The 23,317-nt window shown below is 70.8% G+C and carries 17 protein-coding genes; 7 read left to right on the top strand and 10 right to left on the bottom strand.

Annotated features, from left to right (window positions below; all coding sequences use genetic code 11):
* Positions 1-48: 48 nt before the first annotated feature.
* Positions 49-1,575, bottom strand: a complete 1,527-nt coding sequence (locus ACLQ27_RS13000) for a hypothetical protein (protein WP_425866947.1) — start codon at positions 1,573-1,575, stop codon at positions 49-51.
* Positions 1,576-1,856: 281 nt separating this feature from the next.
* Between ACLQ27_RS13000 and ACLQ27_RS12995 the strand changes: the two genes are divergently transcribed.
* A complete protein-coding gene (locus tag ACLQ27_RS12995; RefSeq protein ID WP_425866945.1) occupies positions 1,857-6,074 on the top strand; it encodes a replicative DNA helicase in 4,218 nt (1,405 codons plus the stop codon).
* A gap of 15 nt (positions 6,075-6,089) precedes the next feature.
* On the opposite strand, the gene ACLQ27_RS12990 is transcribed toward ACLQ27_RS12995, so the two are convergent.
* From ACLQ27_RS12990 to ACLQ27_RS12970, 5 genes are all read right to left on the bottom strand, one after another.
* Complete coding sequence (locus ACLQ27_RS12990; RefSeq protein ID WP_234582684.1) at positions 6,090-6,767, bottom strand: maleylpyruvate isomerase N-terminal domain-containing protein; 678 nt, start codon at positions 6,765-6,767, stop codon at positions 6,090-6,092.
* Positions 6,768-6,879: 112 nt separating this feature from the next.
* Positions 6,880-7,251 (bottom strand): zf-TFIIB domain-containing protein, encoded by a 372-nt coding sequence (locus tag ACLQ27_RS12985; protein WP_425866943.1) that lies wholly within the window; start codon positions 7,249-7,251, stop codon positions 6,880-6,882.
* 22 nt (positions 7,252-7,273) lie between these two features.
* Positions 7,274-7,906, bottom strand: coding sequence for a phosphoribosyltransferase (locus ACLQ27_RS12980; RefSeq protein ID WP_357573723.1), 633 nt, complete (start codon positions 7,904-7,906; stop codon positions 7,274-7,276).
* Positions 7,907-7,947: 41 nt separating this feature from the next.
* The gene (locus tag ACLQ27_RS12975) at positions 7,948-9,285 is read right to left on the bottom strand and encodes a glycosyltransferase 87 family protein (RefSeq protein WP_425867322.1); all 1,338 of its coding nucleotides are present in this window, start codon (positions 9,283-9,285) and stop codon (positions 7,948-7,950) included.
* Between the two features lie 102 nt (positions 9,286-9,387).
* Positions 9,388-11,916, bottom strand: a complete 2,529-nt coding sequence (locus ACLQ27_RS12970; RefSeq protein WP_357491759.1) for a putative bifunctional diguanylate cyclase/phosphodiesterase — start codon at positions 11,914-11,916, stop codon at positions 9,388-9,390.
* 532 nt (positions 11,917-12,448) lie between these two features.
* Between ACLQ27_RS12970 and ACLQ27_RS12965 the strand changes: the two genes are divergently transcribed.
* From ACLQ27_RS12965 to ACLQ27_RS12945, 5 genes are all read left to right on the top strand, one after another.
* Complete coding sequence (locus tag ACLQ27_RS12965) at positions 12,449-15,541, top strand: AfsR/SARP family transcriptional regulator (protein WP_425866940.1); 3,093 nt, start codon at positions 12,449-12,451, stop codon at positions 15,539-15,541.
* Between the two features lie 260 nt (positions 15,542-15,801).
* A complete protein-coding gene (moaC, locus tag ACLQ27_RS12960; RefSeq protein ID WP_234582679.1) occupies positions 15,802-16,293 on the top strand; it encodes a cyclic pyranopterin monophosphate synthase MoaC in 492 nt (163 codons plus the stop codon).
* The gene (locus ACLQ27_RS12955; protein WP_357573727.1) at positions 16,290-16,760 is read left to right on the top strand and encodes a MogA/MoaB family molybdenum cofactor biosynthesis protein; all 471 of its coding nucleotides are present in this window, start codon (positions 16,290-16,292) and stop codon (positions 16,758-16,760) included. The genes moaC and ACLQ27_RS12955 overlap by 4 nt, the downstream gene beginning before the upstream one ends.
* Before the next feature lie 74 nt (positions 16,761-16,834).
* Positions 16,835-18,091, top strand: coding sequence for a molybdopterin molybdotransferase MoeA (locus tag ACLQ27_RS12950; protein ID WP_425866937.1), 1,257 nt, complete (start codon positions 16,835-16,837; stop codon positions 18,089-18,091).
* Positions 18,088-18,516 carry a molybdenum cofactor biosynthesis protein MoaE gene (locus tag ACLQ27_RS12945; protein WP_357491767.1) on the top strand — a complete coding sequence of 143 codons (429 nt, stop codon included), beginning with the start codon at positions 18,088-18,090 and terminating at the stop codon, positions 18,514-18,516. The genes ACLQ27_RS12950 and ACLQ27_RS12945 overlap by 4 nt, the downstream gene beginning before the upstream one ends.
* 4 nt (positions 18,517-18,520) lie before the next feature.
* Here ACLQ27_RS12945 and ACLQ27_RS12940 read toward each other — a convergent pair whose 3' ends face one another.
* Entirely contained in the window at positions 18,521-19,966 is a 1,446-nt protein-coding gene (locus tag ACLQ27_RS12940) for a glycosyltransferase 87 family protein (protein ID WP_234582675.1), read from the bottom strand.
* Between the two features lie 215 nt (positions 19,967-20,181).
* The gene (locus tag ACLQ27_RS12935) at positions 20,182-20,727 is read right to left on the bottom strand and encodes a DoxX family protein (protein ID WP_234582674.1); all 546 of its coding nucleotides are present in this window, start codon (positions 20,725-20,727) and stop codon (positions 20,182-20,184) included.
* 134 nt (positions 20,728-20,861) lie between these two features.
* Between ACLQ27_RS12935 and ACLQ27_RS12930 the strand changes: the two genes are divergently transcribed.
* Positions 20,862-21,410: a GNAT family N-acetyltransferase gene (locus ACLQ27_RS12930; RefSeq protein ID WP_357491772.1), complete on the top strand. Its 549-nt coding sequence runs from the start codon at positions 20,862-20,864 to the stop codon at positions 21,408-21,410.
* Between the two features lie 21 nt (positions 21,411-21,431).
* Here ACLQ27_RS12930 and ACLQ27_RS12925 read toward each other — a convergent pair whose 3' ends face one another.
* Positions 21,432-22,673, bottom strand: a complete 1,242-nt coding sequence (locus ACLQ27_RS12925) for an ATP-binding protein (RefSeq protein WP_357491774.1) — start codon at positions 22,671-22,673, stop codon at positions 21,432-21,434.
* A gap of 133 nt (positions 22,674-22,806) precedes the next feature.
* A complete protein-coding gene (locus tag ACLQ27_RS12920; RefSeq protein WP_357573792.1) occupies positions 22,807-23,262 on the bottom strand; it encodes an LppU/SCO3897 family protein in 456 nt (151 codons plus the stop codon).
* Positions 23,263-23,317: the final 55 nt, after the last annotated feature.

Raw genomic sequence — 23,317 nt, 5'->3', positions numbered from 1 at the left:
AGCGATCGGTGCGGGCCCTCGCGCATGCCCTCGTGTGACGGCTCGCCGTCAGCCGATCGGTTGACCGGTCACCGCGCTGATCAGCACCGTGGAGAGGCCACCGCCGACAACCGCGGCTGCCAGCGCGATGGTGGCCGACCGCCACGTCGTGCCCACCCGCCGCAGCAGGGCCGCCACCACCAGACTGCTCACCAGCGCCAACCCGAAGCGCGGCGAGCCGGCCAGCAGCGACTCCAACGCCCGTGACCGGGCGGAGTCGCAGCCACCCCCGCTGATGTCGGTGACACACCCCGCCGGTGCCTGCCCGTCCAACGTCAGCAACCACAGGAAGATCAGCACCGCCGGCACCAGGTAACAGGCGGCGGTGTAGAGCAGAGGCCGGACGGACCCGCCGGGATCCGGGTCGAGCAGGTCGTCCTCCAGACGACGCGCCCAACCGCCAGTCGCCACCGACTCCACCCGCCGTCGGACCGACGCCGCGCCGACCGGCGGCCGACGCCGGGCGTCCTCAGGAGGTACGGGAGCAGTGCGCGGTCGTGGAGCGGTGTAACCGACCACAGGCGACCGGGGCGCCGACGTCGTCGTGTCCATCCAGCGCGGATCGTCCCCGGACAACCGCGTGCCGGACCAGAAACCGTTGTCCCGGCTCGGCCACCCCTCGGCGGCCGTGAAGCGGTCGGAACGGGGTGGGAGCGTCCGGTCCCACTGGTCGTCCTCGACCGCCGATCGTTCCCACTGGCCGGTGCGGTCCGACCGCTCCCAGCCACCGATGCTCTCCGCCTGCGACCACTGCTCGCTCAGGTCGGTGCCGTCCGGCCCGGCCGGCGGCCACGCGTGCACACCCGACGCGTCCCACGGGTCCACGGCTGGCGCGTACGGCGGGTCCGGCTCCGCCGGCCGCTCCGACCCGCGTTCCCACGGATCCACCGCCGGACGTGTCCAGGACTCCTCCGCCGCCCGTCGGCTGCGCCGTGTCGGCCGGCTCGGCTCCGGACGGGACGTCCCGTCGGCCGGATCGGACTCCAGATCCCCACCGGACCAGATCACCTGGGGACGGCCGGCGGGCGCACGGCGGGGACGACGGTCCGGGACCGCGCCGGAGACCGGCTCCTCGCCCGCCGCGTCGGCACGCCGGCGGCCGGCGTACCCCCCGTCCTGCGGTCGGTCGAGCGTCCACTCCCGGGTGTGGTCCGAATCGGGGCCCGCGCCGATCGCCGGCTGCGCACGCCAACCCGTCTCGATGGCACGCCGTGGGGCGCCCGTCTCGGTGCTTCGCCAGCCGCCCCCGGAACTCGGACGCTCGACCTCGACGTCGGGCTCGTCCTCGTCGGGCGCGGCGTGTCGGCCACCGCCGTCGGCGTGCCGAACCCCCGACTCCAGCGCCCACCGCGGCAGGTAGGCGTCGACCGGCTCGTCCTGCCCACGGTCCAGCGCGCGCCGCCGGCTGGAGGTGCGATAGCGCGCGTCCTCGTCGTACGGGGCGACCGGAGCGGGCAGCATGGGCTCACCCCACGAGGCGGTCGGCGGGCGCTCGCGCGGGCTGCCCTCCCCGCGTCCCCAGTCCCGGTAACTCACGGCCGGAGTGTGACCCTTCTGAACCGAAAGCGTAATCCGCTGTCCAGGTGTAGCCGTTCGCTGGAGATAGTACGGGAAGATCGTGTCACAGAACCGACCGAAATATTCTCCTCCACAGGCTGGGGACCGCTTTTCAGCAGCTCAGAGCCTTGTGGCCGAGAATTCCCCAACCGTTGTCCACAGCCTGTGCACACCCTGCGCACATGCTCGTCCACCGGTGTCCACAGGTTGTCCCGAGGCTCGTCCACCGGGCTTGTTGAGTCGCTGACCTCGGGGTCCGTATGGTTGGCCCTCGACCGCCGGCGCGATGGCCCCCGATCGACCGGCCTGGTCGGAGGGAACTGTCGTACCCCGGCGGTAGAGCTGGGACCGGATCCGACGCAGTGGAGGGGGGACCCGTGTCGGTCACCGACGACAGGCGGGCGGAGTCACGGCCCGGCGGCGGCCAGCCGCCCGTGCAGCGGGACGGCCAGTTCGACAAGACCCCGCCCCAGGACGTCGCCGCCGAGCAGTGCGTCCTCGGCGGCATGCTGCTCTCCAAGGACGCCATCGCCGACGTCGTCGAGATCCTCAAGACCAACGACTTCTACCGGCCGGTGCACGCCACCATCTTCGACATCATCCTGGACATCTACGGCCGGGGTGAGCCGGCCGACTCGATCACCGTTGCGGCGGCACTCGCCGACTCCGGCGACCTCGTCCGTGTCGGCGGGGCGCCCTACCTGCACACCCTCATCGCGAGCGTGCCCACGGCCGCGAACGCCGCCTACTACGCGCGGATCGTCAGCGAGCGGGCGGTGCTGCGCCGGCTCGTCGAGGCCGGCACCAAGATCGTGCAACTCGGCTACGGCACCGCCAGCGGCGGCAGCCGCGACGTCGACGATGTCGTGGACCTCGCGCAGCAGGCGGTCTACGACGTCACCGAACGGCGGGTCAGCGAGGACTTCGCGATCCTGGCCGACATGCTCCAGCCGACGCTCGACGAGATCGAGGCGGTGGGTGCGCAGGGCGGAATGATGACCGGTGTGCCGACCGGCTTCACCGACCTGGACCGGCTGCTCAACGGCCTGCACGCCGGCCAATTGATCATCGTGGCCGGCAGGCCGGGTTTGGGCAAGGCGCTCGCGCTCGACACCCCTCTGCCGACCCCTGACGGCTGGACCACGATGGGTGAGGTCAAGGCGGGCGATCAACTACTGGCGGCGGACGGCTCCCCGACCACTGTCACACGCGCCTTCGACGTGATGCACGACCGTCCCTGCTATGAGGTGGAGTTCTCCGACGGCACCGTCATCGTGGCGGACGCGGAGCACCTGTGGAAGACGACCACCCGAGCGAGCCGTCGCCAGAGCCCGGCGCGGCGGACGCGGCACTGGCCCGAATCGTCGCTGACCAACCTGCGTGCGGCCCGCGAGACGCTCGGTGCCGCGGGAAACCAGCCGATCACCCTTTTCGACACGCTCGAGCAGGTCGGGCCGGAGTTCCGGCACGTCCTGCACACCGTCGCGCGTCAGGTCGGGTCGACCGGCCGGATCAGCCGCCCGATCGTCCGCAACGGCAAGACGAGGAACTGGACTGCGCCCGCCTACCCGGCCGGTCCGCTGGTGACAGCGCTTCTCGAACGGGCTGAGCGGGAGGTCAACGCAGGCAGCCGGGTCGACCATGATGGCGTCGTCACCACTGCCGAGATCGCGGCCACGCTGCGTACTGACACCGCCGACCGACGGCTCAACCATGCCGTACAGAACTGCGCCCCCCTCCAACTCCCGGAACGCGATCTGCTGGTTCCGCCCTACACGTTGGGGGCATGGCTCGGGGACGGGCACACCGGCGCCAGCCGCTTCACCACCGCAGATCCGGACATGATCACGCACGTCGAGTCGGATGGCTTCGCCGTGCGGCCCAGCGGGCCGATGGTCTACAGCATCCTGCTGAGGCCCACGCCGGTTGTTCAGCCGCACGGCGTCTGCGCGGACTGCGGCGTATCCACCAGGGCGTTGCGTGAAAATCCGGCGACCAGGAAGTGTGCGGACTGCCGGCACCGCAGCGGTTCCTTCCTCGGGCTGCTGCGTCAGATCGGGGTAGCGGCCGACAAACACATCCCTGATGCCTACCTACGCGCTTCCGAGGCGCAGCGCCGGGCGCTGCTGGCTGGCCTGATGGACACCGACGGCACCGTCGCCCCCACCGGTAACCTGCAGTACACGTCGACCTCGAAGCGACTGGCGGAGGACGTACGCGAACTCATCGTCAGCCTTGGCTACCGCTGCACGGTCAGCCTGAAGCAGGTACGCGGCCGCACGAGCGAGTCGTCGATCGCGTACACGTTGAACTTCTCCACCCCCGACGTCGTCTTCCGGCTCAAGCGCAAGCAGGACGCGCACGTCGAACGTCGCCGGAGCACCTCCGACGTCCGGACGACCTCGCGGTACATCGTCGACGTACGTCAGGTGCCGAGTGTGCCGGTCCGGTGCGTCACGGTCGACAACCCCGAACATCTCTACCTTGCCAGCCGGGCGATGATCCCCACCCACAACAGCACGGCAAGTATGGACTTTGCTCGAAATGCTGCTATTCGTGCTAACCAGGCCGCCGCCATCTTCTCGCTCGAAATGAGCAAGGTCGAGATCGTCATGCGACTGCTCTCGGCCGAGGCGCGAGTGCCGCTGCACGTGCTGCGCAGCGGGCAGCTCTCCGACGACGACTGGACCAAGCTGGCCCGGTGCATGGGTGAGATCAGTGAGGCGCCGCTGTTCGTCGACGACACCCCGAGCATGAACCTCATGGAGATCCGGGCGAAGGCTCGCCGGCTCAAGCAGCGACACGACCTCAAGATGATCGTCGTCGACTATCTCCAGCTGATGACCTCGCCGAAGCGCACCGAGAGCCGGCAGCAGGAGGTCGCGGACCTTTCCCGTGGCCTGAAGCTGCTCGCCAAGGAGGTCGAGTGCCCGGTCATCGCGGTGAGTCAGCTGAACCGTGGCCCCGAGCAGCGCACCGACAAGCGCCCCCAATTGTCTGATTTGCGGGAATCTGGGTGTCTCACGGCTGATACCCGGCTGATACGGGCGGACGACAACAGCGAGATCACGCTCGGTGAGCTGCTCGCCAACAGCGCGAAGGACATCCCGGTCTGGGCACTGGATGAGGGCCTTCGCTACACCCCGCGCACCATGACCCACGTCTTTCCTAGTGGCACCCGCGAGGTCTTCCGTTTGACCCTCGCTTCGGGCAAGCGAATTGACGCCACAGCCAACCACCCGTTCCTAGCATTCACCGGATGGGTGCCCCTGGGCGAACTCTCGCCGGGAGACCGCATCGCTACGCCGCGACACCTGCCGCCTCCCATGGCCGTCCGGCCGTGGGACGAGGCCGAGGTCATCATGTTGGCGCATCTCCTCGGCGATGGTTCCTTCGTGCGCCGGCAGCCGATCCGTTACGCGAGTTGCGATGAGCTGAACCTCCAGGCGGTGACGGACGCGGCGAAGCATTTCGGGATCAGCGCCGTGCGTGACGACTACCCGGCGGCCAGAGTGACCACGCTTCGCCTGCCCGCTCCTTACCGACTGGCGCGTGGTCGACGTAACCCGATCGCGGAGTGGCTGGACAGCTTGGGGCTCTTCGGCCTCAGATCACACGAGAAATTCCTCCCCCCGCCTCTCTTCAGCCTACCGAAGGAGCAGATCACTACATTCCTGCGCCACCTCTGGTCGACGGACGGGTCGGCGACCGTCAACAAGTCAGGTCGCGGCGGACGCGTCTACTTCGCGTCCACGAGCCGACGAATGCTTGAGGACATCTCTCGACTGCTCCTGAGGTACGGCATCACAGCCCGGCTGAAGGACGTTCCAGTAGCGGGTCATCGTCCGCAGTACACACTCGACATCTCCGGCCGCGACGACCAGTTGAGGTTCCTGCGCGAGATTGGCGTCCACGGGCAGCGGTCGGAGGGTTGTGCCGCTCTCCTTGCCTCGTTGGAGGCGATGGACAGCAACACAAACGTCGACACGGTGCCGCGCGAGGTGTGGGCCAGGGTCAAGGAGATCCTGGTCGAGCAGGGGATGTCCCACCGCGAGTTTGCGAAGGCCATCGGTTCCCAGTTCTGCGGCAGCACCCTCTGGAAGCGTGCCCCCAGCCGCTCCCGGCTGGCGGCCATTGCTGGCGTTCTCGACGCGGCGGACCTGGACCTACACGCCACCAACGACATCTTCTGGGACTCGATCGTGTCCATCGAGTCGATCGGTGAGCAGGAGGTGTTCGACGCGACCGTGCTTGAGAAGCACAACTTCATCGCCAACGGCATCGCCACCCACAACTCGATCGAGCAGGATGCCGATGTTGTCATCCTGCTGCACCGCGACGACTACTACGACAAGGAGTCGCCGCGGGCGGGAGAGGCGGATTTTATTGTTGCCAAGCATCGGAATGGGCCGACCGACACGGTGACGGTCGCGGCCCAGCTGCACCTGTCCCGCTTCGTCGACATGGCCATCGGCTGAGGCGTACCGGATCGGTCAGCCGAGCAGGGGGAACCAGCCCGCCGCCTCACCCAACTCCAGTCGGTCCCGGTCGGTGAGCGGGATCCTGCCGGTGGCCTTCAGGAGAAACTCGTTGTCGTCCCATCCGGCGGGGCGGACCGCGTCGTCGCTCAACAGGCCGTCCATCGTGGAGACGGCGACCCGTACCGCCAGTGGGCCGGGTGGCGGCGCTTCCGGCAGCTCCGGCGTCAGATCCAGGTGGTGCACCACGGCCTCGGTGGTCAGGGTGGCCAGGAGATCCGGTACGCGGAGCACGTGCCCCTGCGTGGTGACGTACCCCTCGGGGTCCGCCGACGCGGCGGCGCGGACCGCCGCCGGCGCGGTCTCCTTCCAGAGGCGGACGATGCCGATCGGCAGGTCGAAGGCGGACGCCGACCGGCGCACCCACCAGGCGTGCCGGGCGGCCTGGTCATCGCCGCCCGGGAAGCCGCGCCAGTAGGACACGTCGTCCACGTCGGCGGGACCGTCGACGGGGCTGGCCAGGGCCACGAGGGCCCGCTGGGCGTCGCCGAGCACGTGCAGCAGCAGGTCCGCGACGAGCCAGCCCTGGCAGCGGGTCGCTCGTTGCAGGTGCGCGTCGTCCAGGCCGTCGACCACCGCCGTGATGCCGTCGTACGCCTGGGCGAGAGCCTCGTCCGGCCGGATCTCGGTCATGCGATGCAGCCTCGCAGAACGCACCCCGGCCGCCAACCTACGGGCCACGGGTGACGTGCCTCTGAGTCACAGCCGTGACCCAGAGGCCCGTCACCTGGGATGACGGTCGGGCTCAGCCGAACATCTCGTCGAGGAAGCCCTTGCGCTTCTTGTGCCGGTAGTGCCCGTGGTAGCCCTGGTGCTGCTGACCGTAGGCAGGCGCCGGCGGGTAGCCGTGAACGGGCGGCGGGGGAACCGCGCCGTAGCCGGGCTGGTGCTGCGCCGGGGCGTGCGGCGGCGGGTAGCCGCCCGGCTGCTGAACGGGCTGCGGCGGCGGGCCGCCGGCCTGCTGGCGGCTCCAGTTGGCCTCTGCCTCGAACAGCTTCTCCAACTCGCCGCGGTCGAGGAAGATGCCCCGGCACTCCCCGCACTGGTCGATGACGACACCGCTGCGCTCGTATTGACGCATTTCGCCGTGACACTTGGGACAGGTGAGGCTATTCATCACCCGACGGTACCTGGTCGAGCTAAGCGGTTGCTGTGAGCGCGTCGGTGACCTCGTCGTCGGAGACCTCGTGGAAGTCGTCGTAGTAGACGCTCACCGCGCCGAAATCCGAAGGGCGCTGCGCGCAGACGACCTGGTCGGCCTCGGCAGCCAGAAGCTCGTACGCCTCCTGCGCGCCGACCGGCACGGCCACCACCACCCGGCGGGCGCCGAGCCGGCGGACGACCTCGACTGCCGCGCGGGCGGTCGCGCCGGTGGCCAGACCGTCGTCGACGATCACGGCGACGCGGCCGGTGAGGTCCAGCGGTGGACGACCGCCCCGGTAGAGCCGCTCGCGGCGCTCCAACTCGACCTGTTCGCGGCGGCTGACCTCGGCGATGTCGTCGCTGCTGAGGCGGCTGGCCATCGCGTCGTTGAGCACCTGCACCCCGCCCGGGCCGAGCGCCCCGAAGGCGACCTCCCGGGCCCAGGGCATGCCGAGCTTGCGGACGACCAGCACGTCGAGGGGGGCGCCGAGCCGTTCGGCGACGACGCGGGCCACCGGTACGCCGCCGCGGACGAGGCCGAGGACTACCGTGTCCGGTTCGCCGACGAGGGCGGTGAGCCGCTCGGCGAGCACCCGGCCCGCCTCGGCGCGGTCGCGGTAGGTGGTCATGTCTTCAGGTGTACGCCGTGTGGCGGCGTTTCGCCCGCCGGTTAGACCGATGTGGCCCGACCGGGCACGGGATCGGGCGTCGGGGTGGTCGGTGCGGTGGCCGGGTTGCGCAGGGCGGGAGCCCAGGTGAGCAGGGCCAGCGGGTACAGCAGGTACCCGAATCGGGTGGACGGCATCAGAGCGATTGCGGCGAGGAGTCCGTACCCGCAGATCAGCGCGGTGGCGGCGGCCGTGTCCGGCGGGCGGCGCGCGAGTCGGACGGCGATGGCCACGCCGGCCGCGATCAGCAGGGCGGCGGCGATCAGCCGGCCACCGGGGAGCGTGGCGGCGATCAGTTGACCGGGGAACGGAGACTGCGCCGGGCTGGTGACCAGGCCGTGCCCGAGCGGGAAGCGCAGCACGTTCTCGGTCAGCGCATCGCGGTCGACCAGCAGGGCCGGGAGCAGGGCGGCGACGGGCAACCCGATCGCGCCGGCCGCGACGCGGGCGCCGGCTCGCCTGGTCAGACCCCAGACGATCAGGACCAGGGCGATCGGCCAGGCGAACAGCTTCAGCGCGCCCGCCAGTCCGACCGCGAGGCCGGCCCGGCCGGGCCGGCCGGCGGCGGCGAGGGCGAGGGCCAGCAGGCAGAGCGCGAGTACGGGCATGTCGTCGCCGCCGGTGGCGAGGGTGAGCGCGCAGATCGGCAGGACGGTGGCGGCCTGCACGCCCCGCAGCAGCGCGGCGTCGGACGGGTGCGCCCCGACGAGAGGACCGCCGGCGGTGCCGCGTGCGGCGCGCAGGGCGGCCACGGCCAGGGCGAGCGCCAGCGCCGTGCCCACCGCGAACCACACCCGGGCGTCGGTCCACCAGGTGTCGGCGAGTGCCCGGGGCAGGCCGAACAGCGCCATGCCCGGTTGGTACGGCGTGTATCCGAGCAGTTGTTCACCGGCCGGCAGGGCGGCGATCGCGTCTCGGCCGAGGTACGGCGTGCCGTGCTCCAGCAGGCGGGTGCCGGCCTGCTCGACGACCAGCACCTCCTCCTGCGCGCGGTCGGCGCGTCCGGTGGCCCGCTCGACGCTCTGCCAGAGCGCGGGTAGCAGCGCGGTGCTCGCCCACACGAGACCGGTCACCGCCCAGCGGGTCGGCAGGCCGGCCAGTCGGGTCGCCGGGTCGCGTCGACGCAGGAGGAGTTGAACGATCACCGCGAGCGTCGCGACCAGGTAGCCGACGGCGGCGACCGCACCCCAGGCGCGGTGCGGCAGCAGGGTCGACGTGAGCGCGGTGATCGCCGCGAAGACGGTCGACACGGCGTAGAGCACCAGGTCGAGGGCGAGCCCGCCGGCGGCGGTGTCGAACGTCCGCCAGCGGTTGCGGCTGGCGGTCGGGGCGTCGGCGATCACGAGCGCCAGTCTGGCAGACCTCGCTGCTCACCCGGTTGTCCGCGGGGTTCCGGCCGGCGCCGGTCACACCGGCGGCGGCATGTCGTGCTCGTGCCCCGCTCAGGCGGGCAGGTGCGGAAGGCGGTCGGGGCGGGAACGCCCGCCCTGGCGGCGGGTCTGGCTCAGCCGGATCACCGCGCCGGTGTCGTGCAGCGGTGGCGCCAGAGTGCCGGGTTGGCCGCCCGACCCGCGCTGCAACGCGGCGAGCAGGGTGCCGGCGGGCATCGGCCGGGCGAACAGGTGGCCCTGGCCGGCCACGCAGCCCAACTCCCAGAGGGCACGTCGCTGCGGCTCGCTCTCCACGCCCTCGGCCACCACCGCCAGGTCGAGGCTGCGGCCCAGGTCGAGGGTGGAGCGGATGACTGCCGCGGCCTCGGCCGAGCTCTCCATGGTCGTCACGAAGCTGCGGTCGATCTTCAGCTCGTGCACCGGGATCCGGGAGAGCAGGGAGAGTGAGGAGTAGCCGGTGCCGAAGTCGTCAAGCGCCAACCGCACGCCCTCGTCGCGTAGCCGGCTGAGCACCCGGTCGACCACGTCGAGCTGGCTGAGTGTCAACGTCTCGGTCAGCTCCAGCACCAGCCGGTCCGGCGGAAGGTCGTGGGCACGCAGTCGGGCCAGCACCGAGCCGGGGAAGCGTGCGTCGAGCAGGCTGCGCGGCGACACGTTGACCGCGACCGGTACGTCGAAGCCGGCGTCGCGCCAGTTGGCCGCGGCGATCAGTGCCTGGTCGAGGATCGCCTCGGCGAAGGCCGGCAGCATTCCCGAACGCTCCACCGCCTCCAGGAAGCGCAGCGGATCGATCAGCCCGTGGGTGGGGTGGTGCCAGCGGGCCAGGGCCTCCGCGCTGGTCACCTCGCCGGTGCCGAGGTCCACGATCGGCTGGAAGTTGACGATGAACTCGTGGTCGGCGACGGCCCGGGGCAGGTCGCCGCCGAGGGTGAGGCGGTTCAGGTCTGCGGTGTCCCGGGTCGGGGCGTACGTGGAGATCCGCTGGCCGGCCCGTTTCGCCTGGTACATCGCGACGTCCGCGCGGCGCAGCAGCTCGGCCATGCCGCCACTGGCCGGGGCGACGGAGATCCCGCCGCTGGCCTCGACGCTGATGCGCATGCCGTCCAGCTCGAACGGCTCGTGCAGGGCGGCGAGCAGCGTCTCGGCCCGGTGCGCGGCCACCGCGGGGGCCGGTAGCCCACGCAGGAGTACGGCGAACTCGTCCCCGCCGAGGCGTGCCACCAGATCGCTGGAGGCGGCGGCGCGTCGCAGCCGGTCGGCGACCTGGACCAGCACCTGGTCGCCGGCGGCGTGGCCGAGGGTGTCGTTGACCTCCTTGAAGTGGTTGAGGTCGATCAACACCAGTGCGGTCACCCCGTCCGCGTGCCGGGCACTCAGATGCTCGGTGCCCTGGTCGAGCAGGTGCCGTCGGTTGGCGAGGTCGGTGAGCGCGTCGTGGGTGGCGGCGTACGCGTGCTCGTCGGCGACACGGGCCAGCTCGGCGTACGCCTGGGCGTTGCGGACCGCCGTGCACAGCGCCGAGGCGAAGGTGCGCAGCGTGTACTGCTCCCGCTCGGAGAGCTGCACCGGCCCACGGAAGCGCAGGCGCAGGATGCCGACGTCGACGGAGCGGTCGTGGCCCTCCAGCGGGGTGGGCACGACTGTGCCGTCCACGTCGGTGGGCGTGCCGGTCGGCCCGTCGAAGGCGATGCCGCCGGTGCCGCCCCGAACGGTGCGACCGCCGTCGCGCAGCTCGATCTCGACCTCGTCGGCGGAGAACAACTCGGCGGCCTGGGTGACGGCGGTGGTGAGCACGTCGTCCAGGTCGACCACGTTGAGCGCGTCGGTGGTGCGGGCGAGCCGCTGCCACGCCTGCTGCTCGGTGCGGCCTCGGATGCGCGCGGAGTAGGCCAGGTGCAGGCTCAACATCAGTGGGGGGACGGCAAGCAGTAGTCGGGGGTCTTCGCGAAGGATGAGTAGCGTGCAGACAGCCACGATGAACCGCACGCCGAAGCCGGCGATCCGCAGGTCGAGGTTGTTCAAGAACTGACGGGAGACAGGTGTCCCGGTGGCCAGCGCGATCACCGGGATTGCGAGCAGGTCGTCGAGGAGTGCCGCTACCAGGTAGATCGCACCGAGGAGGGTGGCCAGATCGACCACGCTGGCCGAGGGCCACTGCCAGTCAACGGCCAGTGCGGCGACACTCGCCCCGCCGGCCACCAAAATGTTCTTGCTGACTCCGAAGGCCGCCTTGATCATCGGCAGCTTCATGATGGCTGACGCCACACCGACGCCGGCCCCCGTTGCCAGCACCACCCAGGAGGGTGGCGCTACGGCGAGTCCTATGACGACCGCCGTCTCGACCCAGGTGATGGCATGTGTGGTCGAGCGGATTCGGATGGGTGCCATGACGATCGTGCCAAGCGCAGTCATGAAGATCAGCGCCACGATCGTCGCCCCGTCGCCTACCGAGGCGGGTGGACGGGTCAACACGTCGGTGCCAGCGAGGCCTGTGGGAACGATTGCCATTGCGACGACGAGACCAACGAGCAGCGAAAGCCGTCGATCCGTCCTGGGATTCTGCGGTGACACCCGGCTCATGAAGCTCCTGTCGTCGCCGACAGTTACGTGTTGACGACGGGAGCTTACCGCGTGGTGCCACCTCGCTGTCACATCCAGTCGCTGCCGCGCATTGCATGCTCCCTCCACTCGTCCGGCCGTTTCCGTATTCCGGATCCGTTCTTGTGATGGGAGCCTAAGAGGAGTTAGGCAGTTTTAGTAGCGATAAATGTCGGTATACGCAACATTAGCCAAGCCGGCGGCCTTTGTGACGGTCTGTCCATGCCACCTGAGCGGAGCGCGGTCGTGCTGCACTGGTGATCCGCAGCTTGCGCGCGCGCTGCTGAGAGGCTATCGGCATTGCTCCGTCCCCCCACAGTCTGGCGACGGTGCGCGTCCAGCCTCATCCGTCAGTTTGGGCTCCGATCAATCCGGTTGGACAGAATCTGCGCTCCGTCGTCTGGTCGGTGTGGATTTGAGGTGTCTCGTTGGAGGATTGGCCTGCATTCTGACCACCGTTAACCTTCCCCAGTGTGATCAGCTAGACACCGATAGACGCGAATTCGGAGGGCCGGTGGAGATCAACCTGCTGGGTGGCCTGGAGGTGCTGCTTGCCGACCACAAGTTGCACCTGGGCACGCCCAAACAACGGGTAATCTTCGCGATGCTCGCGGTCCAGCCAGGCCAGTTGGTGACGTTGGCCAGCCTCATAGACGAGCTGTGGGCCGATCGTCCTCCGCGTTCCGCTGTGGCGAATGTGCGGACCTATGCGGCCAATCTTCGCCGGGAGTTCGAGACGTTAGCGCTCGCGGACGCGACTCTCGTGCGGCAGGGCAACGGCTATCGACTCGCCTTGCGGCCGGATGTGATCGACGTCTTCCGCTTCCAGGACGAGCTTTGCGCTGGCCGGGGCGCTCTGGGCGCTGGCGACCTCTCGCGTGCATCGGAACTGCTGGGCCGCGCACTGGCGCGGTGGCAGGGTCCCATGCTCGCCGGCGTCCCGCTTGGGCCCGTCCTGACGGCTCGAACCGTCGCTGCGGAGGAGGAGCGTCTTCTGGCCGTGGAACTCCTCGCCGAGGTTCATCTGCGATCCGGGCGGGATGACCTCGCGATTCCGTCACTGCGGGCGGTGACTGCACTTCATCCGCTCCGAGAGCCGACATACCTCCTTCTCATGCGGGCCCTGCACGAGCGCGGTGACAACGCGGAGGCGCTTGTCGCGTATGACGAGATTCGCAGGCATCTGATGACGGAGTTGGGAGTGAGCCCGGGGGCCAGCCTGGAAAAGTTGCGGCGCAGGATCCTCGCCGAGGCGCCGAGCCCGGTACCCGACGTCCCCGGCCCGAGCAAAGGCGCGGTTGGGCGCCGCGCTGTGTCCGCACCGGCACCGGCGGGTGACTCGACGACGAAGCAGTTGCCCCCAGTGGTGGATCATTTGCCTCGTTCGGTCACCGACTTCGTTGGTCGGGACGCCGTCGTGGCCAGGCTGTTGGCGGAGACACGGCGTGTCGAGGAGCGCGTCCCGGCCGTGCACGTCATCGACGGAATGGCCGGCAGCGGCAAGACAACACTCGCCGTGCACCTGGCCCGCCGGCTGAGCGACCGGTACCCGGATGCCCGTCTGTACGTCGACCTGCGGGGGCATGGCGAGAAAGACCTGGTTGGACCGGCGTCGGCTCTTGTCGTCCTCCTCCGCCAGCTTGGGGTGCCGCCCGAGCGGGTGCCGGTTGACCTCGACGACAGGACGGAACTCTGGCGACGCGAGCTGGCCCGCCGAAGGTCGGTGATCATTCTGGACAACGCCGCCAGCAGCGACCAGATCCTGCCCCTTCTGCCGATCGAGCCCACCGCCGTCGTGCTGGTGACGTCTCGACGCCGACTCACCCACCCGGACCTCGGCGCGTCGCAGTCCCTGCCGGTCATGTCGTCTCGGGAGGGCGTCGACCTGTTGGCCTTGAGTGTGGGGCGGGAGCGGGTCGACGCCGAGCCGGAAGCAGCGGTCGAGGTGGTCCGACGGTGCGGCCATCTTCCTCTGGCGATTCGGCTGGCCGGCGCCCGGCTGGCGCACCGACGTGGTTGGCGGTTGGCGGATCTCGCGGCACAGATGGCCGGCGCGGCGTCGGTTCTCCTCCATCTGGCCGGGGAGAACAGCACAGTCACCGGCGCGTTCGCCGCCTCCTACGAACCTCTCCCCGAGTCGACCAAGCGGGTCTTCCGCTTTCTGGGTCTGTACCCCGGTAGCCGGTTCAGCCCAACGGCGGTCGCGGCACTGACCGGGCTGACGGTGGCGGAAGCCCACGCGGCTCTCGACGACCTCACCGACAGGCACCTGGTGGAGGATCTGAACTCCCGGCAGTACGGATTGCACGACCTGATGCGTCAATACTCCGTCGAGCTGTGCCTGTACGTCGATTCGGCGCGGGACCGCCGGTCGGCCCTGGCCCAACTGCTCGACTTCACCCTGGCGGCGGCTCTGCGGATTGCTGAGATTATCGAGCCCGTCGTCATCGGAAGCCAGGTCAGTCACCTTCCATTCGGCAGGCCTGAACTGCTTGAGGCTCTTGGCGAGCCGAGCGTCGAGTGGTTGGAGGCCGAGCGGGCGGACCTGGTGACGATGGTGGCGTCGGCGCATGAGTCGGGCTTCTACGAGCACGCCTGGCGGCTGGCTCGCGCCCTGTGGCGGTTCTGCTACATCCGCGGATACTTCGAGGACATCATCACGACCCACCAGCAGGGGCTGGCAGCGGCAGAGGCGACGGGCAACGTCGAGTCGACGGCGCTGATGCAGAACTACCTGGCCTCCGCCTACGTCCGGACCGGCGACAACCGGGAAGCCCTGAAACACCTGACCCGCGCGGTCGAGCTTTCCAAGGAATCCCGGGACGTGCTGAACACGGCTCGCTACCAGGCCAATCTCGCCCCGGTCCACTACTGGAGCGGCAATCTGAGCGAGGCAGTGGCACTCGGTATGGAACAGCTGCGTGACTACCGGGGCTACGGCAACGCAGGAGCTCCGAACGCGTTACCGAATGTCGGCATAGCCCTCACGTCACTGGGTCGTTACGAAGAGGCGTTATGGATACACCGGCGTCACCTGGCCTGGGCCCGAACCAACTCGAGCGAGTTCCACGTACTCAACGCTCTCAGCCATATCGGAGCGGTACGCACCCGGATGGGAGACCTCCATCAGGCGATCAGGATCCTCAGGGCCTCGCTGGCGCTTCGCGACCGCACCGGCCACCGATACGGCGAGGCAGAGGTACGCCTCGACCTCGGCATCGCCTACCGCGGTCTTGGTCGTTTGGCGGAGGCCCAGCAGGAGCATGAGATGGGGCGGGCCCTCGCGGTCGGTTCGGGCGAGCGGCACATCGAGGCTGCGGCGTTGAACGAGCTGGGCCGGACGCTGCGGGCACGCGGGCTTGACCGCGAGGCGGCCGAGATGCACCGCGAGGCCCTGCGGTTGGCGACGCGGATCGCCCACCCGCACGAGCAGGGGCGTGCGTTGGCGGGCCTCGCGGAGCATTTCAGTGCCGTCGACCCGACCGAGGCCCGGCGGTACTGGGAGCGGGCGTTGGCGATCTTCCGTCGGATGGGCGTACCGGAGCGCCTCGATGTCGAGCGCCGCCTCACCGAACTGGGTTCAGCCCTCGTCGACGTGGGGCGTTGACCTGGGCGAACGTCGCTTATCGATTTCTTATCGCCGGGCCCGGTAGCTTTTCGATCGTATCGACGAACGGGGGAGGTTCTGCCCGTGGGCAGAACCGGGTCGTCGACACGCGCCCGCCGTCAGGTCCCCCCAGCGACCTCGGCGGCGGGTCCAGCGAGGCAGGGGCGCGGTCCGGTTGAGCGCTGTCGCACCCGGCGGGTGCCGGGCCGCCGCCCCTTCCGAGCGCCGATGCGTCGTACCGCACCGATAGGCTCACGGCCGTGACCGAACCCGCGCAGCTCAGCCACGTCGACCGTGCCGGCGCGGCCCGCATGGTCGATGTCTCCGCCAAGCCGGTGACGGGCCGGGTGGCCGTCGCGGCGGGCCGTCTGCGCACCACGCCCGAGGTTGTCGACCTGCTGCACCGCGACGGGTTGCCCAAGGGTGACGCGCTGGCGGTCGGTCGGCTCGCCGGCATCATGGGGGCCAAGCGCACTCCGGATCTGATCCCGCTCTGCCACCCGATCGCCCTGCACGGTGTCACAGTCGACCTGCGGTTGACCGCGGACACGGTGGAGATCACCGCCACCGCCCGCACGGCGGACCGGACGGGCGTCGAGATGGAGGCGCTCACCGCTGTCGCGGTCGCCGGCCTGGCCCTGATCGACATGGTCAAGGCAGTTGATCCGGCGGCGTCGGTCGAGGCGGTCCGGGTGCTGCGCAAGGAGGGCGGCAAGACCGGCGAGTGGATCCGGCCGGAGGACCGGCCGTGATCCGGGCCCGGGTGATCGTCGCGTCCAACCGGGCCGCCGCCGGTGTCTACGCCGACACCAGCGGCCCGCTGCTCGTCTCGGGTCTGCGCGAGTTGGGCTGTCAGGTCGACGAGCCGGTCGTGGTGCCCGACGGCGAACCGGTCGGCGCCGCCCTGCGGGCCGCCCTCAACGACGGCGTCGACGTGGTGCTGACCAGCGGCGGCACCGGGATCACCCCGTCCGACCGGACGCCGGACGTGACCCGCGCTCTGCTGGACTACGAGATCCCCGGCATCGCCGAGGCGATCCGGTCGCACAGTCGCGAGCGGGTGCCCACCTCGGCCCTGTCCCGGGGCCTGGCCGGGGTGGCCGGCCGGATGCTGGTGGTCAACCTGCCCGGCTCGACCGGCGGCGCCCGGGACGGGTTGGCAGTGCTCGGGCCGATCCTCGGCCACGCCGTCGACCAACTTCGCGGCGGCGACCACTGATCGGTCCGCCGGCGCCCACCGCCCGTCCGCGCCCAGGCCCGACGGACGTCGGTCCGCCCCGATAGGCTCGGTCGGTGAGCACGAAAGCCGCACCAACCGCGGACCGGGTCGTCGCGCCCCCACCGGCAGGGTGGGAGGAGGCGCGGTCCCGGGTGTACGCGGTCGGTCTGGCCGCCGCGCTGCCCGCCGTCGCCCGACCGCTGGTCGACACCGACGGGCTGACCCTGGCCGAGCCGTTGACCACCCGCACCGACCTGCCCGCGTTTCCCACCTCCAGCGTGGACGGCTGGGCGGTGCGCGGCGGCGGGCCGTGGCGCGTCGTCGGGCGTGTGCTGGCCGGCAACACCCCCGCGCCACTCACCGAGGACGGCACGACAGTCGAGATCGCGACCGGGGCCATGGTCCCCGAGGGCGCCTCCGCCGTGCTGCGCATCGAGGAGTCCACCGTCACGGACGGCCTGGTCAGCGGCACGCCCCGGCCAACGCCGGAGTGGCGGCAGCCGGGCGAGGAGGCGTACGCCGATGAGGAGCTTCTGCCGGTCGGCACGCCTGTCGACCCGGCGGTGATCGGCCTGGCCGCCTCCTGCGGGCACGACACGCTGCGGGTCCGGCGGGCGCCGCGTGCCGCGCTGCTGGTCTTCGGCGACGAGTTGCTCACGGCCGGCCCGCCTGGTGCGGGCCGGGTGCGCGACGCGCTGGGCCCGGCGGTGCCCGCGTGGCTACGTCGCTACGGCTGCCACGTCCGCCCCTCGGACGTGGTGGGCCCGGTGGCCGACACGCTGCCCGCGCACGTGGCGGCGGTGCGCGCGGCGCTGACCAACGCCGACCTGGTCTGCACCACAGGTGGCACGATGCACGGCCCGGTCGACCACCTGCATCCGACCCTGGAGGCGCTGGGCGCCGACTACGTGGTCAACACGGTGGCGGTCCGGCCCGGTTTCCCGATGCTGCTGGCCCGGCTGGCCGATCACGACGGACGGGTCCGGTTCGTCGCCGGCCTGCCGGGCAACCCGCAGTCCGCAATCGTCGCGCTGGTGTCCCTGGTCGCGCCGCTGCTCGCCGGGCTCCAGGGTCGTTCGATGCCGGTGTTGCCCCACGCCACACTGGCCGAGGCGGTGCCCGGGCGCGGCGACCACACCCATCTGGCGCTGGTCCGCCTGGACCGGGCGGCCGGCACCGCGCACCCGGTGCGGCACGTCGGGTCGGCGATGCTGCGCGGTCTCGCGGGCGCTGACGGGTTCGCCGTCATCCGACCGGGCACCAACGGTGCGCAGGGCGATCGGGTGCCGATCGTGCCGTTGCCACTGCTGCCCGGGGAGCGGGCGTCGTGACCGCGCCGGCGATCACCGTCGTCGAGGTCACCGACCAGCCCCTCGACCTCGCCGCGCACGAGGCGGCGGTCGCCGAGCGCCGGGCCGGCGCGGTCGTCTCCTTCCAGGGCGTCGTCCGCGACCACGACCACGGGCGTCCGGTGGTGAGCCTGGAGTACGAGGGGCACCCGAGCGCCGCGCAGGTGCTGCGCGAGGTGGCCGCCGAGATCGCCGCCGACCCCGACGTCTACGCGGTGGCCGTCTCGCACCGCGTCGGGCCGCTGGCCATCGGTGACGTGGCGCTGGTCGCCGCGGTGAGCACCGCGCACCGCGCCGCGGCCTTCGCGGCCTGCGCCCGGCTCGTCGACGAGGCCAAGGCCCGGCTGCCGATCTGGAAACGGCAGGTCTTCGCCGACGGCACCGAGGAATGGGTCAACTGCCCCTGACCGCTCAGCGGCGGCCGTTGACCGCCACGGCTCGGGCGAGCCGTTCGCCGTAGAACGCCGGCTCGGCGCCGGGCCGCCAGGGCAGCGCCGCGACCAGCACGATCAGCGCGAGGGCCAGCGAGTTCTCCATCAGCGCCCCGAACAAGCCGTCCTGGTAGTGCGACACCTCCGGCAGTTGGTGCTCGTACGGCCAGATGGGGGAGATCAGGAAGAGCAGGTAGAGGCCGAGGGCGGCGACACCGTGCCGGAACCCGGTAAGCGTCGGATACCAGATCGGCGGGCGAAGACCGTTGAGCCCGCTCAGGCCACCGAACGCCGCGCCCTGACCGGTGCGCTGCCCCAGACCCCTGCTCGCCTCCCGTCGACGGACGGCGGCGTCGGCCAGCACGATGATCGCCGGGATCACCCAGACGAGGTGGTGCGTCCAGGAGATCGGGCTGATCACGTTGGCGGTCAGGCCGACCAGCGTGAACGCGGTCAGCTCGTCACCGTCGGCGCGGGAGCTGGCGGCCCGGGACAGACCCACCGCCAGGATCAGCACCGAGAAGGCGAGCCAGAGCAGCCCGGGGGTCTCGATCGAGTCGTACAGCCGGGCCAACAGGCCGGCGAGCGACTGGTTCGGCGTCATGTCGGCGGCGCCGACCCGCTCGGTCTGCCAGAGCACGCTGCCGAAGTACGTCCGCGACTCGTCGCCGACGATCGCGAAGGTCCCGATCGTCACGCCGATAGTGGTGCCGATCGCGGTGGCCGCCACCCGCCACTGGCGGGTGATCAGCAGGTAGGCGATGAACAGCGCGGGGGTGAGCTTCACCGCCGTGGCCAGGCCGATGCCGGCGCCCGCCCAGGCGCCACCGTAGAGGAAGCGCAGCAGCGGGCCGTCGGTCGCGGCGTAGTGGGTGCCTCGGCGCGAGCGCCACCGCAGCCCGATCAGATCCGCCATGATCAGTGCGAACAGCAGGAGGTTGACCTGGCCGTAGCCGAGCGTCTCCCGGCTGGGCTCGATGGCGAGCGCGAGCGGCACCGCCAGCGCCACGGTGAACCACAGTGGCCAGGCCAGCCGGTCCACGATGGGGCGTAGCAGGCCGGCCAGCACCAGCGTCAGCGCCGCGATGCTGGCGAGGGCGTTGACCATCCCCGCCGCGTCGATCGGCAGCTGCGCCATGGGCAGCATGACGAGCCCGGCGAACGGTGGGTAGGTGAAGCCGAGCGTGGTGCCGGGCGCGATGAACTCGTAGAGCTCATGACCGCTCGCCCACCACACCACCGCACCGTGGTAGATCTTCATGTCGAAGAAGTTGTACGGTCGCCCGAACTCACCGATGGCGAGCCATGCGGCATAGGCGACGGCGGCCACGATGGCGCCCCGTACGACGTTCCTGCGATCGATCCCCCGCGTCATGCGTTGAACTGGGGCGAGGCGGTCCGCCCGTCTACCGACAGTCGTCGGCATGGCGTGGCCACCCCCGTACCAAGGTCGTCCTACCCGTCCAGGTCCTGCACGGAGCCTAGAACGGCGCCTCACGTCAGTGCCTCCCGCGTTATGCGACCGTGTCCGATCCCACACATGTTTTTGACATTTCCACCGCGTTAACGCCTACCGGGTGGTTCAGGTAATTCGTGGCCTTAGCGGGGGGTGGGGGTGACACCGACGCAGATCGAGGCAGGTCAGCCGGGGAGTCGACGCGCGGTGGCCGCGGACCGGACGGCGATCCGGGCCTCGCGGCGGGCGGTGCGGACGGCGCGCTGCATGGAACGTCGAGAGTGGCCGATGCGGTGACCCGTACGCCAGCGGATGCCCGGTTTGCCACCGGTGTCGGCGGCGGCGAGCAGGAGGCCGCCGAAGAGCCCGAGATTCTTCAGGGTGTGTATCTCGTTGTTGTTCTTGGCGATCGGGTCGTCGTTGTTCCAGAACGGGTGCCCGGCGAGGGTCACCGGCACCAGCGTCCCGGCGAGGACCAGCGCGGCGGGCCGGCTGAACCGCCCGGTGGCCAGCATCAGCCCGGCACCGACCTGCACCGCCGCGTTGAGGCGGATCAACGTCTCGGTCTCGGTGGGGAAGTTCGGGTGCGCCTTCTGCAGGAGCGGCGCGACCCGGTCGGTGACCGGCTTGGCGGTCTCCGCGAGCCGGTGGGGGTTGCGGAAGTTGCGGTACCCGCTGACCACGAAGATGCCGCTCAGCATGGCGCGGGCGAGGGAGCGTACGGGCGTCATGGATCAGTCATACCCCGTCGGGGCGTTTGCTACCCCGGCAACCGCCGGATCCGGATCGGTCGGTGTGCACGTACGCCACGCCGATTCGAGCGACCATCGCTGATGGACAGGCCGTCACGGGTAACGTCGCGCGGGTGACGACGCTGCGGCTCCGCCCCGAAGGCCCGGCCGACGCCGGCCCGGTGCGTCGGGTGCTGGCCTCGGCGTTCGCCCGCCCGGAGGTGCAGACGCCGCCGGAGGTGGGGCTGGTCGATGACCTGCGCGGCACCGACGCCTGGCTGCCCGAGCTGGCAATGGTCGCCGAGTACGGCGGCGAGGTGGTCGGATACTCGCTGCTCACCCGGGTGCGGGTGCGACCCGATCGCGGTGCCGTCGCGCCCGCCCTGGCGCTCGGGCCGGTGGCGGTCGCACCGCACCGGCAGCGGGTCGGGCACGGCAGCGCCGTGGTGCAGGCCGCTCTGGACGCCGCCACCGAGCTGAGCGAGCGGGTGGTCGTGGTCCTCGGTGCCCCGGCCTTCTATCGCCGCTTCGGCTTCGGGCCGGCCGCGGAGCTGGGCCTCACCAGCCCGTGGGCCGGGCTCGGGGAGCCCTGGCAGGCGCTGGTGCTGCCGCCGTCCACCAGTGAGGAGGGTCCGCCGCCGCGCGGCGAGGTGGTCTTCCCGGCACCCTGGTCGAGGGTCTGAACGCCTCTGCGGGCGCGGCGGTCAGGTTGGCTGGGTGCGCAGGTACCGGCCGAAGTGCGGAACGGTGAAGGCCACCGTGCCCCGTTCACCGGAGTAGATGAGCCCCTTCTTGATCAGCGCGTCGCGGGCCGGGGACAGGCTGGCCGGTTTCCGGCCGAGAGCGCGGGCGATCTCGGAGGTGGGCACCGCGGCGTCCATGTCGTCGCGGGGCGCGGCACCGGACTCGCCCTCCACCAGGGACAGCGTGGCCATCGCCCGCATGTACTCGCGCTCGGCCGGGGTGGCCCGCTCGAACCGGGAGCCGAAGAAGCCGACCGCCAACTCGGCCTCGGCCTCGGGGGCGGCGACCCGGACGTCGGCGGCGGTGATCGGTGACCGTGGCGCATGATCCCAGGTCGCCTTCCCGTACGCCTGGACGAAGTACGGGTAGCCACCGGACTTCTCGTAGAGCAGGTCGAGCGCCTTCTGCTCGTACTCCACCTCCTCGCGTTCGGCCGGCGCGCAGAGCGCCTGGTCGGCGGCGATCCGATCGAGCCGGTCGATGCGCTGGTAGCGGAAGAGCCGTTCCGAGTACGACTTCGCGGCGCTCAGCACGGCCGGCAGGTGCGGCAGCCCGGCGCCGACGACGATCAGCGGGGCGCCGATCTGGGACAGCTCGTGGCAGGCGGCGCAGAGCGCGGAGACGTCCTCCGGGCCGAGGTCCTGCATCTCGTCGATGAAGAGCGCGACGCCGGTGCCCACGTCACTGGCCACGGCGGCGGCGTCGGTGAACAGCTCGACCAGGTCGATCTCGATGTCGCCGGAGTCGGCCCGGCCACTGGCGGCGGGCACGTCGATGCCGGGTTGCCACCGGTCGCGCAGCTTCGACGGCGCCCCGGCGCGGCCGGTCGGTGTGGACCGCTGGGCGAACGCCTTGAGCACCCCGAGGAAGGCGTCGATCCGGTCCGGAGCGCGGTGCCGGGGGGCGAGTTCGCGGATCGCCATGTGCAACGCGGCGGCGACCGGCCGGCGCAGTGACTGGTCTGGCCGGGCCTCGATCTTGCCGCTGCCCCAGAGTCGGTTGATCGCCTGGGAACGCAGGGTGTTGAGCAGGACCGTCTTACCGACGCCGCGCAGGCCGGTGAGCATGAGGCTGCGTTCGGGACGCCCGCGGGCGATGCGTTCCAGCACGATGTCGAAGACGTCCAGCTCCCGCCCCCGCCCGGCGAGTTCGGGCGGGCGCTGCCCGGCGCCGGGAGCGTACGGATTGCGGACCGGATCCACGCATCGCAGAGTATCGGGCCCTCTAGCTGCGAAGCTAGATATGGATAGATGAGCCTACCGGCGTGTTGCGACCGTCGAGACAAAACTAGGGCTGTCTAGCGTCCACGCTAGACAGCCCTAGTTTCCGTGAGGATTACCGCTTCTTCAGGCAGAGCACGTAATCGAACACGTCGATCGCGTTGTCGTGCACGTAGTTCGCGGTCGCCTGCGGCGCGAGCGTCGCGCACCGGTCCCCGTCAGTGGTCGCCGGGATGCGCAGCAGCACCTGGTAGGTGTTCGGGCCGCACGGCACCTTGCGCAGGTCCGCGTCGTCCTCGCTGCCGTCGTTGACCACGCAGTCCCCCTTGGCGAACTCCTCCTCGTCCGGGGACGGCAGGACGGGGCTCGGGGCGTCGCTGGGCAGACCCGGCGGGACGACGGGGACGCTCAGCGACGGAGCTGGCGCGGCAGAGTCGCTGTCGCTGTCGGCGGCCTTCAACGCCGCCCAGCCGAAGAGGCCGAGGCACGGGCAGACCACGAGCAGGACCACCAGCGCGACGATGAGGGCGATCTTGCCGCCGTTCCTCTTCACCGGCGGGGCGGGCGGCATCGGGTACCCGCCGGGCGCCTGCGCAGGCCACGGCGCCGCCGGCTGGCCGGGGCCG

Origin of the sequence: Micromonospora sp. DT63 (assembly GCF_049841615.1) — a bacterium.
Classification (GTDB): domain Bacteria; phylum Actinomycetota; class Actinomycetes; order Mycobacteriales; family Micromonosporaceae; genus Micromonospora.
This window is presented reverse-complemented; position numbering and strand designations above follow the sequence as displayed.

Bases quoted from the DNA above. Each gene is read 5' to 3' on its own strand.
- ACLQ27_RS12995 (WP_425866945.1), top strand. From the start codon at position 1,857: ATGGTTGGCCCTCGACCGCCGGCGCGATGGCCCCCGATCGACCGGCCT.
- ACLQ27_RS12990 (WP_234582684.1), bottom strand. From the start codon at position 6,767: ATGACCGAGATCCGGCCGGACGAGGCTCTCGCCCAGGCGTACGACGGC.
- ACLQ27_RS12985 (WP_425866943.1), bottom strand. From the start codon at position 7,251: ATGAATAGCCTCACCTGTCCCAAGTGTCACGGCGAAATGCGTCAATAC.
- ACLQ27_RS12980 (WP_357573723.1), bottom strand. From the start codon at position 7,906: ATGACCACCTACCGCGACCGCGCCGAGGCGGGCCGGGTGCTCGCCGAG.
- ACLQ27_RS12970 (WP_357491759.1), bottom strand. From the start codon at position 11,916: ATGAGCCGGGTGTCACCGCAGAATCCCAGGACGGATCGACGGCTTTCG.
- ACLQ27_RS12940 (WP_234582675.1), bottom strand. From the start codon at position 19,966: ATGCCGACGACTGTCGGTAGACGGGCGGACCGCCTCGCCCCAGTTCAA.
- ACLQ27_RS12935 (WP_234582674.1), bottom strand. From the start codon at position 20,727: ATGACGCCCGTACGCTCCCTCGCCCGCGCCATGCTGAGCGGCATCTTC.
- ACLQ27_RS12920 (WP_357573792.1), bottom strand. From the start codon at position 23,262: ATGCCGCCCGCCCCGCCGGTGAAGAGGAACGGCGGCAAGATCGCCCTC.